Annotated in this window: 12 protein-coding genes; 7 read left to right on the top strand and 5 right to left on the bottom strand. The window is 69.3% G+C overall.

The genetic code is table 11. From position 1 onward, the window contains the following. The first annotated feature begins 2 nt into the window (after positions 1 to 2). The 4 genes from ACFOY2_RS37490 to ACFOY2_RS37475 all read left to right on the top strand — a co-directional run bounded on the left by ACFOY2_RS37490 (position 3) and on the right by ACFOY2_RS37475 (position 4,985). Positions 3 to 722 carry an ABC transporter permease gene (locus ACFOY2_RS37490; RefSeq protein WP_379532857.1) on the top strand — a complete coding sequence of 240 codons (720 nt, stop codon included), beginning with the start codon at positions 3 to 5 and terminating at the stop codon, positions 720 to 722. A gap of 35 nt (positions 723 to 757) precedes the next feature. After that, entirely contained in the window at positions 758 to 2,203 is a 1,446-nt protein-coding gene (locus ACFOY2_RS37485; RefSeq protein WP_379532856.1) for an alpha/beta hydrolase, read from the top strand. 76 nt (positions 2,204 to 2,279) lie between these two features. Next, positions 2,280 to 3,677 (top strand): DNA-3-methyladenine glycosylase 2 family protein, encoded by a 1,398-nt coding sequence (locus ACFOY2_RS37480; RefSeq protein ID WP_379532855.1) that lies wholly within the window; start codon positions 2,280 to 2,282, stop codon positions 3,675 to 3,677. A 96-nt stretch (positions 3,678 to 3,773) separates the two neighbouring features. Continuing rightward, complete coding sequence (locus tag ACFOY2_RS37475; RefSeq protein WP_379532854.1) at positions 3,774 to 4,985, top strand: MFS transporter; 1,212 nt, start codon at positions 3,774 to 3,776, stop codon at positions 4,983 to 4,985. Positions 4,986 to 5,204: 219 nt separating this feature from the next. Here ACFOY2_RS37475 and ACFOY2_RS37470 read toward each other — a convergent pair whose 3' ends face one another. After that, entirely contained in the window at positions 5,205 to 5,558 is a 354-nt protein-coding gene (locus tag ACFOY2_RS37470; RefSeq protein WP_379532853.1) for a winged helix-turn-helix transcriptional regulator, read from the bottom strand. A gap of 124 nt (positions 5,559 to 5,682) precedes the next feature. On the opposite strand from ACFOY2_RS37470, the gene ACFOY2_RS37465 reads away from it, so the two are divergent. Beyond that, entirely contained in the window at positions 5,683 to 6,573 is an 891-nt protein-coding gene (locus ACFOY2_RS37465; protein ID WP_379532852.1) for an NAD(P)-dependent oxidoreductase, read from the top strand. A gap of 274 nt (positions 6,574 to 6,847) precedes the next feature. On the opposite strand, the gene ACFOY2_RS37460 is transcribed toward ACFOY2_RS37465, so the two are convergent. From ACFOY2_RS37460 to ACFOY2_RS37450, 3 genes are all read right to left on the bottom strand, one after another. Further along, on the bottom strand, positions 6,848 to 7,813 hold the full coding sequence (locus ACFOY2_RS37460) for an NAD(P)H-dependent flavin oxidoreductase (protein ID WP_379532851.1): 966 nt from the start codon (positions 7,811 to 7,813) through the stop codon (positions 6,848 to 6,850). A gap of 210 nt (positions 7,814 to 8,023) precedes the next feature. Then, complete coding sequence (locus tag ACFOY2_RS37455; RefSeq protein WP_379532850.1) at positions 8,024 to 10,225, bottom strand: hypothetical protein; 2,202 nt, start codon at positions 10,223 to 10,225, stop codon at positions 8,024 to 8,026. A gap of 58 nt (positions 10,226 to 10,283) precedes the next feature. Next, a complete protein-coding gene (locus ACFOY2_RS37450) occupies positions 10,284 to 10,736 on the bottom strand; it encodes a MarR family winged helix-turn-helix transcriptional regulator (protein ID WP_379532849.1) in 453 nt (150 codons plus the stop codon). A 57-nt stretch (positions 10,737 to 10,793) separates the two neighbouring features. On the opposite strand from ACFOY2_RS37450, the gene ACFOY2_RS37445 reads away from it, so the two are divergent. Together ACFOY2_RS37445 and ACFOY2_RS37440 are read left to right on the top strand one after the other, a co-directional pair. Then, the gene (locus tag ACFOY2_RS37445; RefSeq protein ID WP_379532848.1) at positions 10,794 to 11,573 is read left to right on the top strand and encodes an alpha/beta fold hydrolase; all 780 of its coding nucleotides are present in this window, start codon (positions 10,794 to 10,796) and stop codon (positions 11,571 to 11,573) included. A gap of 82 nt (positions 11,574 to 11,655) precedes the next feature. Continuing rightward, a complete protein-coding gene (locus ACFOY2_RS37440; RefSeq protein ID WP_379532847.1) occupies positions 11,656 to 12,141 on the top strand; it encodes a hypothetical protein in 486 nt (161 codons plus the stop codon). A gap of 46 nt (positions 12,142 to 12,187) precedes the next feature. Here ACFOY2_RS37440 and ACFOY2_RS37435 read toward each other — a convergent pair whose 3' ends face one another. Continuing rightward, complete coding sequence (locus ACFOY2_RS37435; protein WP_379532879.1) at positions 12,188 to 12,583, bottom strand: RidA family protein; 396 nt, start codon at positions 12,581 to 12,583, stop codon at positions 12,188 to 12,190. Positions 12,584 to 12,691 lie beyond the last annotated feature (108 nt).

The raw sequence follows: 12,691 nt of genomic DNA, 5'->3' as shown, positions 1-12,691 counted from the left end.
CCATGCTCTCGATCGCTCTCAGCGAGCTGATCCAGATCTTCAGGAACCGGCTGGTTCTGGTCACCAGTCTCATCATGCCCGTGGTGGTCAGCGCGTTCTTCATCTACCAGCACGAAGTCTTCGCGGCTCTGGGCAGTCTCGGATACATCGCGGCGGTGATCATGTTCACCGTCGGGGCGTTCGGGCTGTACACCACCACGGTGACCACCCTGGCCTCACGCCGGCAAAACCTCTTCCTCAAGCGGCTGCGCTCCACCGCGGCGACCGACACGAGCATTCTGTCCGGGCTGCTGCTCCCGGTCACCGTCATCTCGCTGGTCCAGGTGGCCGCGATCACGACCGTGCTGGCCGTGGTCACGGGCGAGCCGGACAACATTCCCCTTCTGGTGGCGGCCGTCCTCTCGACGACGATCATGATGCTCAGCCTGGGACTGGCCACGGCGGGAGTGACGAACTCCCCCGAGCACGCCCAGGTGACCACGCTGCCCATCAGCCTCGGCGTCATCGCCGTGGCGTCCTGGGTCGGGATCACCGGCACCGAGGAGCTCACCCTGCTCAAACGGCTGCTTCCCGGCGGCTCGGCCACCGAACTGGCCGTCAACGCCTGGAACGGCGGCGTTCCCGTCACCGACTCCCTGATTCTCCTGGCACCCACCCTGAGCTGGGTCATCGTCGCCGTCGCGCTGGCCGCCCGGATCTTCCGCTGGGAGCCGCGCCGATGACCTGTTTCGACATCGTCTCCTGAGGAGGGACCTCAATGCGGAAACTCGTCATGACCGCTCTCACCGCCGCCATGGTGGTGTCGTCGACCCCGGCGGGGGCGTCAGCGGCGGACACCTTGAGCTGGGGCAAGTGCCCGGAGGGCGTCCCCGGGGCCGGGCTCGAGTGCGCGACGCTCGACGTACCGCTGGACTACCGCAACCCCGACGGGCAGACGATCGAGATCGCGATCTCGCGCCTGGCCAGCACCAACCCCGAAAAGCGGCGCGGTGTGCTGCTGACCAACACCGGCGGGCCGGGCGGGGACGGGCTGGCCTTCCCTGCCGTGCTGCGCGGCATGGGGCTGCCGCAGAGTGTGCTGGACAGCTATGACGTGATCGGGATCGACCCGCGTGGTGTCGGCCGCAGCACCCCGGTGACCTGCGAGCTGAAGCCGGAGCAGAAGACGAGCAACATCCCGGAGTACGCGCTGAACGCGGCCGACGTCGCGGCCCGCGCCAAGATCGTGGCCGACATCGCCAAGCAGTGCGGCTCGTCGAAGACGGCGCCGATGCTGCCGTACATCACCACGGCGAACACCGCGCGCGACATGGACCGGATCCGGGAGGCGCTGGGGGAGTCGAAGGTGTCCTACTTCGGCAGGTCCTACGGCACCTATCTCGGTTCGGTGTACACGACGCTGTTCCCGCACCGCAGTGACCGGTTCATGCTCGACAGCGCGACGGGCCCCGGCGGCTGGGACGCCGCGTTCTCGCGGATGTTCGGCCGGGGCGTCGAGGACCGGTTCCCGGATTTCGCGAAGTTCGTCGCCGCACGTCCTGAATACGGCCTTGGCCGGACACCGGCACAGGTGAAGGAGAAATACTTCGACCTCGCCGCGCGACTGGACGCGACACCGAGGCCGGACGGCTTCAACGGCAAGCTCTTCCGCCACATCACGTTCGCCGAGCTCTACTACGACGCGAGGATGCCGTGGCTGGCCCAGGTCTGGCGCGCGCTCGACACCGGCGAGCCCTTCCCCGATCCGCCGACGACCGATCCCTTCGACCTGGACAACTACCTGTCTAGTCAGCTGCACGTGATCTGCAACGACTCCGACTGGCCGGAATCGATCCGGACCTACCAGCGCAACGTCGCGATCGACCGGGTCCGCCACCCGATGTTCGGCGCGGCCGGGGCCAACATCACGCCGTGCGCGTTCTGGCCGTCCGAGCCGGTCGAGCCGCCCATGAAGATCACCGACCGGGGGCCTTCGAACGTGCTCATCCTGCAGAACCTCCGCGACCCGGCGACACCCCTGGCCGGCGCCAGGAAGCTGCGCGAAGCCTTCGGCGACCGGGCCCGCATGGTGACCGCCGACCAGGGCGGGCACCTGGCGTACCTGTTCCTGGACAACCGGTGCGCCACCGATCTCACGACGAAATTCCTGGTCACCGGGCAGCGCCCACGGCATGACGTCGCCTGCGGAGCCGAACCGGCCTGACCGGCGACCACCCGGGGACCCTTGATGTCCGATCAGCACTAGTGGGGCCGGGCGCCGAATCGGGAGAGTAGGGCGCATGCTTTCCGACGATGACGCGTACGCCGTGCTGAGAAGCCGAGACGGTCGTTTCGACGGTCGTTTCTTCGTCGCCGTCGTGACCACGGGCATCTTCTGCCGCCCGAGCTGCCCGGCCGCCCTGCCCAAGCGCGAGAACGTCCGCTTCTTCCGGTCGTCCGCCGCCGCTATGGGGGCGGGCTTCCGGGCGTGCAAGCGCTGCCGCCCCGACACCGCCCCCGGCTCCCCCGAATGGAACGTCCGCGCGGACGTGACCGGCCGCGCGATGCAACTGATCGCCGACGGCCTGGTGGACCGCGAGGGCGTCACCGGCCTGGCGGCCAAGCTCGGCTACAGCGAGCGTCAACTCCGCCGCCAGCTCATCGCCGACCTGGGCGCGGGCCCCCAGGCGCTGGCCAGGGCCCAACGCGCGGCCAACGCCAGAACCCTCCTGGAAACCACGAGCCTGCCGGCCGGCGAGATCGCGTTCGCAGCCGGATTCTCCACCATCCGCCAGTTCAACGACACCCTCCGCCAGGTGTACAGCACGACGCCCACCTCCCTGCGCGGCTCCCGCCCCGCCGCCCACCGCCCGCCCGGCGTCATCCACCTCCGTCTCACCTACCGCCCGCCCTTGGACCTGCGGCACCTCTTCGAGTACCTGGCCGCACGATCGATCCCCGGCCTGGAGGAGGCGGGACCCGATTTCTACCGCCGTGCCCTGAATCTCCCGCACGGCCTCGGCCTCGCCACCCTCCGTCCTGGCCCCTCGTACGTCTCCTGTGAACTGCGACTGGCAGACCTCAAAGACCTCCCGCCAGCGGTACGCCGCTGCCGCCACCTCCTCGATCTGGACGCCGACCCCCGCGACATCACCGACCACCTCACCCGCGACCCCCTCCTGGCACCCGCGGTCGTCGCCACCCCTGGCCGGCGAGTGCCCGGCCACGTGGACCCGGCAGAAATGGCGATCCGCGCGCTCGTCAACGACGAAACGACCGCGGGCCGAGCCCTCCTCGCCCACCTGATCCACGCCTGCGGCACCCCCGTTCCGCCGGAGCCCGGACCACCACCGTTCCTGGCGGACGGCGTCACGCACGCCTTCCCCCGCATGGACGTCCTGGTGAACGCGGACGCGCCCGCCCCGGCCAACGCCCTGGCCAGGGCGTTGGCCGCCGGAGTCGTCCACCTCGGGCCAGAAGCCGACCGTGATCAGGCCGAACGCGGCCTCCTCGCCCTCCCGGGGATGTCACGGGAAGCCGTGGCGCGGATACGCCTGCGAGCTCTCGGCGACCCTGACGTCTTCCTCCCCACGGATCCCGCCGTAGAGCGGGGCCTCAGCCACCTGGGCCTGACCGCCGAGGACTCCCAACGGTGGCGACCATGGCGCTCCTACGCCATGCAGCACCTCGCCACCTGATGCATCGCCGCGCACCAGCACATCTCCCCCATGCCTCGCCTGCCGGTCCGCTCGTTCGTCTGGCCCGGCGTTCACCAACCCCCTGAGGAACCCTTCGTGTCGTCGTACCTGTCCCTGCTCACCACCAGGAGAGACTTCCGCCTTCTCTGGTCGGGTGCGTCCGTCTCCGTGATGGGCGACAGCATGACGTTCATCGCCCTGGCCCAGCTCGTCATGGCGCAGCCCGACGGCACCGCCAGGCTGGGCGTTCTGGCGGTGTGCTCCACGGCTCCCGTCCTGGTCGGCGGGCTGGTGGCCGGGCCGCTGCTCGACCGCTTCGGCAAGCGGGCCGTTCTGATCGCCGACAGCGTGCTGCGTGGCCTGGCCGTGGCCTCCATCCCGTTCATGGCGGTGGTGGCGACCGTTCCCGAATGGCTGCCCTTCCTTGTCGCGGCCGTCTATGGCCTGTTGAAGATGATCCCGATGGTTGCCGTCCCCGCGGCCATTCCGGACCTCGTCGGTCCGCGCGATCATGATGCGGCCAACGCCCTGGAGTCCGTGAGTTATTCGTTGTCGGGGATCATTGGCTTCGCCCTGGCGGCTCCTCTTTTGGGGATGTTGGGTCCGGTCAACGTGCTGGCTCTGGATGCCGCCACGTACGCGTGTTTCGCCATCACCACAGCTCTGATCCGCAATCCGCTGCTCCCGCACGAGAGGACGCCCCGTCGGCGTGCGCCGCTGCGGTCCTCCGTTCTTCGCGACAAGGCGCTCGTCGGCACGACCTTGGCGTTCATGGCCTTCAACATCGCCGAAGGCGCGTTGACCATGGTCGTCGCCCCCTGGCTGGCCAAAGAGCGGCTCCCGGGCGACGGCGCCGCGCTTTCTCTCCTGATGGCCGCCCTTTCCGTCGGTGAGCTCCTGGGTGGGCTCGCGGCGGGTGCCTGGCGGCCCAGAATCGACAGGCTGGTCGCGATCGCCGCCGTGGAGTCGGTGGCGGCGGCCGGGTTCCTGGCGGTGCTCGGGGCCCCGAACTGGATCCCGGTCGCCGCAGGCTTCCTGCTCATCGGGACGTTCAGCGCTCCCATGACGGTCTGGGCGCAGTCATTGCGCATGGAACGTATCCCTGCGTCCCAGCGGGGTCGCGTCTTCGGTGTCTTCCGTACGATGATGCAGGCCACCCCGCCCATCGGCGCCGCCCTGATCACCCCGATGCTGGTGACCGGCGACCTCACCTCGGCCGTGATCGTGATGACCGCCCTGGCCGCCCTTCCTGCCCTCGCCCTGCTCCTGCTCCGCGAGCGCACGCGTCAACCCACAGCCTGTGGATAACCGATCCGGTCTGTGGATAACGTGATGGCCACCAGACCCTCGAAAACACCTCCACAACGCCGACAGCCCGGTAATATGCGCCGTCCGGCCTCATCGACAACAGCCCGCCGATGACAACCCACAGCCTGTGGATGACGTCACACCTTTGTGGAGCGAGCTCATGGTCCAGGGGCAAGGAACGTCCCCGCTCGCCGCCGAGCGGGTCGTGGACTGACGCGTTCACCCCACCTGGTCCCACGGGATGGCCTCGATGCGCTCGATGTGCTCCTCGCCCCACTCCCCGAGCGGCGCCATCGCGGTGTTGAGTGCATGACCGAACTCGGTGAGCGAGTACTCCACCTTCGGCGGGACCTGGTGATACACCTCACGATGCAGCAGCCCGGTCGTCTCCATCTCCCGCAACTGCAGGATCAGCACCCGCTCGCTGATGCCGGGCACCGCGCGCCGCAACGCCCCGAAGCGCAGGGGACCATCCTGGAGCGCGAAAAGGATCAGTCCCTTCCACTTGCCTCCCATGACGGCGATGGCAGCGTCGAGACCGCAGGTGAACGTCCGCTTCTTCGTCTCCTTCACCGACCCATACTCACATTTATGTCAGTACCCGGCAAAAAAGTAGGTACTTGAGAGAATGTAGGTGTTCCGGCCAGCATGAATCAGGCCCGCGCGCCTCTTTGATCTCTGTGGCTGGAGTATGCATATGACTGCGAAGAACGTGACACCGGTGACCGTCGTCGGGCTGGGCTCGATGGGCACAGCACTGGCCGAGACCTTCATCAAGGCCGGACACCCGATCACTGTCTGGAACAGGACCGCCGCCAAAGCCGCGCCCCTCATCGCCATGGGAGCCAGGCATACGGAGGCTGTTGAGGACGCGGTGGCGGCAAGTCCCCTGGTCATCACCTGCCTGACCACCTTCGAGGACAGCCGGGTGGCGCTGCGGCCGGCCGGCGCGGCGCTGCGTGGGCGGGCCCTGGTCACCCTCAACAGCGGCTCCCCGGCCGGCGCCCGCGAGACGGCTGCCTGGGCCATCGGGCACGGCGCCCGGTTCCTGGCCGGGGCGGTCAAGAACGTGCCCTCGGCCGTGGGAGCGCCGGACACCCTGCTGTACTACAGCGGCGACAAGACGGTCTTCGATGAGTACGAGACGACCCTGAAGGTGCTGGGCGGCGACACCGTCCACCTCGGCGATGAGGCCGACCTGGCCGCCCTGTACGAGATGGCGGTGGGCGCCATGCTGCTGCCGGCGCTCGTCGGCTTCTTCCAGGGCGCCGCCGCGGTCCAGGCGCGCGGGCTGGAGGTGAACACGATGGTGCGCTTCGCCGGCAAGTGGCTGGACATGATCAAGTCGCTGCTGCCGATCTACGCCAAGGAGATCGACGGCGGCGACTACACCGACGCCGCCTCCTCGGTGAACCTCTTCCTGGCGGGGGCGGCCCACGACGAGGATCTGGCCAAGGAGACGAACGTCGAGGCGGCCTGGCTCGCCCCGCTCCACGACCTGGTGAGACGGGCGGCCGAGGCCGGCCACGGCGACCACAGCATCTCGGCCCTCACGGAGGTGCTCAGAAAGCCGGCACGACAGCCATAAGCCGGACGGGTCCGAGCCCGGACGAAGCGTCCATCAAAGCCGCACCGTCGAAACTGACACGCGAGTTGGTGGTGTACGTCGCCGCCACCTTGGCGCGCCTGTCGGCGATCCGGGGGCGGGCGAACGAGTGGATGGTCGAGGCGGCGTACGGGCTCGACCCCGTGCCGCGCGCGGCCTGCCGGGCGACGGCCCCGGGGGCACGTCCGACCTGGTCAAGCGGCTGGGTTACGGCGGCAACTCCCGGATGCGCATCATCGACCCGACCGCGATGTCTTCATGACACGTCAAGAATCCCACAGCGGCGCAGCAGGTTTTCTGCGGCGGCGAAGTCGGCGACCACGTCGGCGGCCGTGCGTCCTCGGCTGACCATGCCGACGGCCTGGCCCGCGTAGACGTAGGCGGTGTCGAAGTCGCCGGCGCGGCGTGCGGCCTCCAGTTCGGCGCGCGCGGTCTCGTCCCCGGCCAGTTCCTGCTCCCGGCCGGTCCACCGGTCGAAGAAGGCGTTGCGCAGGGCCCGTCCGCCGTATTCGACGGGCCACCCGAGCCGCTGTGCCACGTCGAAGACGCGGCCGTACGCCGTGTCGTCCTCGCCGGCGGCCAGGATGCGCTCCTTGGCCGGCTCGGAGACGGTCGTCTCCACGCACCCGAGGAACGCCGTCCCCACCCAGGCGCCCTGCGCTCCCGCGGCGAGCACGGCGGCCAGGCCGCGCGCGGTGGCGATGCCGCCGGCGGCCAGCACGGGGACGCTCACCGCGTCCAGCACGCTCTGCAGCAGGGGCAGGGTGGCCACGTCGTTACGGCCGTGGCCGCCGCCTTCGGCGCCGCGGGCCACGATCACGTCCACTCCGGCCTGTTCGGCGGCGCGGGCCTCGTCCGTGGTGCCCACCTGGGTCGTCACGGTGATCCCGGCCTGGCGCAGCGGCTCGACGTACTCGGCGTACGAACCGAAGCTGATCGACACCAGGTTCGGACGGGCCGCGATGACCGCGTCGAGCTGAGCGGGGTTGTCCGGCACCGCCCAGGCCATCAGCCCGACCCCGTACGGACGTCCACTCGCCGCGGCGACGACAGCCTGCTCCTCGATCCACGAGGCGGACGCCGCCGGCGGCGCCCCGAACATGCCCAGCCCGCCCGCCGCCGAGACCGCCCCCGCCAGCCGCCCATCGCTCACGCCCGCCATCGGCGCGCCCACCAGCGGCAGGTCCAGGTCGAACCGGCTGGTCAGCCAGGTGTTCAGCATCGTTCCGCCTCCCTTTCGTGCCAATTATGTCGCCCGGGGACCCTCACGTTCGCGCAGGGCCGTCCGGCCGCTCGACACGCGCCGCGCCTTGTCGGCGACGTCTCAAGGCTGGGAACGGCATCCCGGGCGCGAGCTCACCGACGACGAATGGCGAGTGCGTTTCTCCGAAATCCCGTCATGGCGCGACAACTGCGTGCCGGAGGAGTCGCATCACTCCGTGTCCGGTTCGAGCGCGTCGCGTACTCGCGTGACCTGCCAAGGAGCGTCTTCGACGGGCCAGCTCGCGCTCAGCCTTTCCAACAGGTCGCGATGCTCGTCGAATATCTCTTCGTCGCACAGCCCCCAGGCGGCGGCGGCCTGGATCTCCACCTCGGGGCACGCCGTGACGCGCACCAGCACGGGGGCCGAGCCGGGAGCCCCGTCGAGCACCCTGATGGCGCCGAGGCGGTCGCCGAGCGGGGCGTCAAGGTCGCAGGCGAGGTTCCCGAGCGCCTCCAGGAGCCGCGGGTCCACTTCCTCCACGTCCTCGAACCACGACGACACGATCTCCAGTGCGCTCTCGCGGATCCATTCGCTCGCGGCCCTCTCCAGGACGTCGGCGAGCAGCGGCGCATCACGCACGCCCGCGACCTGCAGGGCGCTCAACGCGCTCAGGTGGTTGGCCCCGAGACCGATCTCGGGGCTGAGTTCGGCCGGTGAGGGCGGCTGCCGCAGCGTCTGCCTGACGCGGTCGAGGACGAGCGGCGCCTCGGTGTTCCTGGCCTCCTTGCCGAAGCGGCGCTCGATCCCGTCCTGGTGCCACCAGTGGTCGAGGGCGATCCCGACGGCCGCCTGGTCGCCGCTGTCGAGCAGGGTGCGCAGGGCGCGGCCGCACGTCGCGGCCGAGGTGGCGGCCCGCAGTTCCCGGTGGGCGCGGTGCAGGTCGGGGTCGGCGAGCCGGTGCCCGTGCCAGTAGCGGCTGTGCAGCTTGCCGAGCACCATCGCGACGACGTCCTCGCCCCAGGGACGTGCGGGCGGGCGTTCTCCCCAGCTCTCGGCCACCTCCACCAGCAGGTCGCGGTGCCTGTCGAGGCCGTCCGAGCGGACCAGGTAGAAGACCGCGTGGGCCTGGGCCGGCGCGTCGTCGCCGCGTACCAGGCGCAGTAGCACGTCGTCGGCCTCCGTCCCGAGCGTCTCGGACAGGACGCGGATCGCGCGCTCCTTCACGTGGGTGAAGCGGGGAGTGGGGACGAACAGCAGGTCGCTCAGCGCGTCGACGAGCCGCTGGTCCTTCACCTCCGCCTCGTCGAGCACGCCGTAGGCCATCCAGATCGCCTTGTCGCGGACCAGATCCGTGGCCGCCCGCGCGAGAACGTCGACCACCAGGTCCGCGTCCGACGGCGTGGCGTGGGCTACGCTGATCATGTTCAGGGCGCTGGCGTGGTTGGCGCCCACGCCGCACTGCGGGCTCAGTTCGGCGGGCGAGGGCGGCTGCCGCAGCACCTCGCGGGCGCGGGCCAGCACCTCGGGCAGGTGGCGCTCGGCGGACGCGTCGTCGCGCAGGACCCGGCGCAGCCCCTCCCAGTATTCGCAGTGGTCGAACGCGATCCCCACGGCCACCGTGTCGTCGCTGCGCAGCAACGTCAGGAACGCCCGCATGCAGGATTCGTCGTCGGCGGGAAAACGCAGCTCCCAATGGGCGGCGCGGAGCTCCGGATCATTCAGCTCGGCGTCGGTCCAGTAAAGGCTGTGGAAGCCGTCGAGTCGCTCGCGGACAAATGTCGCGTTGCCCCCCACGTTGTCGGGCCAGGAGGCCACGAGCCGTTCGATCCGCTCGCGGTGAACCCTGATCCGGCCCGGCATGGCGAGCCGGAGCACGGCGCTGACCTGCAGGTTCAGCTCGCTCGACGCGCTCGCGCGGACGAGCGCGTCCTCGACCTCGGGGGCGTCGACATGGTCCAGGGCCGACAGGGCGTCGCACCGCTCGTCCACGTCGCGGGTCTCGTCGAAGACCATGGCGATGAGCATCGCGAGCAACCGCGGGTTCGGTTCGGGTTCGTCCATCAGCGCGCAGGCGGCGGCGGACAAACCCGCCTGCAGCACGTCCACGTCCGTGGCGCCGTCGAGGGCGTCGGCGATCAGGTCCGCGTCCTCGTACTCGGCGAGGTTCCTCATCACGTTCAGGGCGCTGGCGTGGGCGTCCGGCTCGGCGGGCCCGCGGAGCAGGTCTCGCGCGACGAAGAGCACCTCGGTGGCGAATGGTTCGAGTGGGTTGCTCCCGCCGAAGCGGGTGAGCGCCTCTTCGTGCTGGTAGTCGTCCAGGGCCGCGCACACGGCGGCGGTGTCCCCGCTGTGCAGCAGGGTGCCGAACGCGCGCAGGTACGCCTCCCGGCTGGTGGGCTTGTTCAGCTCGGCGAGCGCGTCCATGGTCATTTGCGACAGGCTTCCAGAACGCCTGGGACAGTGCCTCCTATTTAATGAAATGTCCGGCTCAGTCCACGTCGACGTCGTCCAGGAACCGCACCAGCCGCGACAACACCCGGATGCAGGCGTCGACGTCGGCCTCGCTCAGGTCGCCGCCGGCCTGGCCGAGCATCGCGCGCTCGCTGTCGATCACGGCGGTGATGACGGCCTGCCCCTCCTCGGTCAGCCGGATCAGCGAGGACCGCTTGTGCGCCGGGTTGGGCACGGACTCCACCAGACCGTGCGCGGCCGCGTCGTTGATCATCCGCTGGACGAACTGGCGGCTCAACGCCTGCGCCCGGCCCATCTGCGGGACGGTCATCGGCCCGTGCTCGCGCAGCAGGACGAGCACGGCCCGCATGCCCACCGACAGCCCCTCGCCGGGCAGGTACAGCTCCACCTTGCGCTGCGCCCGCCGGTAGAGCGGCCCCACCAGGTCGAACACCTCGGCGAGCCTGTCGGTCATCTCACGATCTGCCACCGCACCATGATGACACCTAGGTTGTCATCGTGGTGCAAAAATGACACCTTGGTTGTCATGAAGGACCTGTTCTGGCTCGACACCGGCACCGGCCGGCCCGTCGTCCTGCTGCACGGCGGCTTCCTCGACCACGGCATGTGGGACGACCAGATTCCCGCCCTCGCCACGCGCTACCGCGTCATCGCGCCCGACGCCCGCGGCCACGGCCGGTCCGCCAACGCCGCGCAGCCGTACCGGCTCACCGACGACCTCGCCGCGCTGCTACGTCACCTGGGCACCGGGCCCTCGGTCCTGGTGGGGATCTCCATGGGCGCCAGCATCGCGGTCGACACCGCCCTGGAGCACCCCGAACTGGTCAGTGCCGTGGTCGTCGGCGGCGCCGGGACCGCGGAACCGTACTTCACCGACCCATGGACCACCCGGCACCTGGCCACCTGGCACGCGGCGATGGCCGCCGGCGACCTGGACGGCTCGGTCGAGGGATTCATGGCCTTCGCCGCGGGGCCGCACCGCACCCTCGACGATCTCGACCCTGAGGTCGTGCACCGCCTGGAGCGGATGGCCAGGGCCACCATGTCCAAGCACGCCGCCGGCGAGCCCAACCTGCTCGTCCCGGTACATGACACCTGGGAGCGCATCGCCAAGATCGACGTCCCCGTGCTGGCCGTCCACGGCGCCATCGACTCGCCCGACCACATCGGCATGGCCCAGCGCCTGGCCGACACCGTCTCCGACGGCCGCGCGCTCTCGATCGACGGCACGGCCCACTACCCCAACATGGAACGCCCGGACTCCTACAACCAAATTATCGAAGAATTTCTCCACACATTCTCATAGAGGTGCGCCGATCAGTGGAATTTCAGCGCGAATTAAGCACTGAAAGTCATCCTGACGGCACATCGACACAACGGAGGAATTGATGCTCAAAAAGGTCGTCCCGTTGACCGCGGGGGCGCTGCTCGCGACCGCCGCCTGGCTGCCCGCACCCGCAGCCTCCGCTTCCACCAGTGCAAACGCGGTGATCTACTGGTCGTTCATGAATCGCGGTACCGCCAAATGCATTTCAACCTACGAAAGTGGCGCCATCCGCGCGCTACCGTGCGACACCTCGGCCAATGCGCAGGAGTGGCACTGGGTGAACAGCTCCTGGAATTCGGGTTACCGACTGTTGAAGAACAGGTGGACCGGAAAATGCCTGATCTCGTCCGTGCCGATCTCGTCCGGCACGTGCGAGGACTGGACGAGCAGGCACTGGAAGAACACCTTCATCAGCAACGACGTCTACACGCTCCTGAGCGCGGAGCATCAGGGCTACCTGTGGAGTAACGGCAGTGACGAGCTGTGGCTGCTCGCCTCACAGCTCGACCACACCGAGTGGTTCATGAGGGTCCGGGACACGGCGTAGCCCGGCCACCGCCTCCGGCAGCCCTGCCGGAGGCGGCGAGGTCGCCCTACGCGACGGCGGTTCCCTCAAGCTCGACCATCAGGCCGGGGATCGCCAGCCGTGTCACCCCGAGCATCGTGGTCGACGGTGCCACCCCGGCGGCGCCCAACCGCCCCGCCAGCACGCCGTAGTGCTCGAAGAGCCGATCGACGTCGGTGGTGTAGACGTTGAGCCGGACGAGGTTCGCGAGCGACATGCCGGCCTCGCCGAGCACGGCCTCCAGGTTGTCGAGGCTCAGCGCCAGCTGCTCCGCCATGTCGTCGGCATGCTGGGGCTTGCCCTCGCCGCTCATCGCGGTCTGCCCGGAGATGTACAGGGTCCGGGTGTGCCCGGAGACGATCTCACCCTGGTTGTACCCCATCTCCACCGACCACGGCCACGGGTTGACCGCCGTTCGCTCCACTGCCACATCTGCTCCATTCGATACGTCGACATTGCGTACTTGGTTGCGGGGATGAGCCTCCCAACAAATCACGACATCCTGTGTCGTGTATTTCGCCTAAAGTTCTCC

This window comes from Nonomuraea purpurea (assembly GCF_042650645.1).
In the GTDB taxonomy this organism is placed as follows: domain Bacteria; phylum Actinomycetota; class Actinomycetes; order Streptosporangiales; family Streptosporangiaceae; genus Nonomuraea; species Nonomuraea purpurea.
This window is presented reverse-complemented; position numbering and strand designations above follow the sequence as displayed.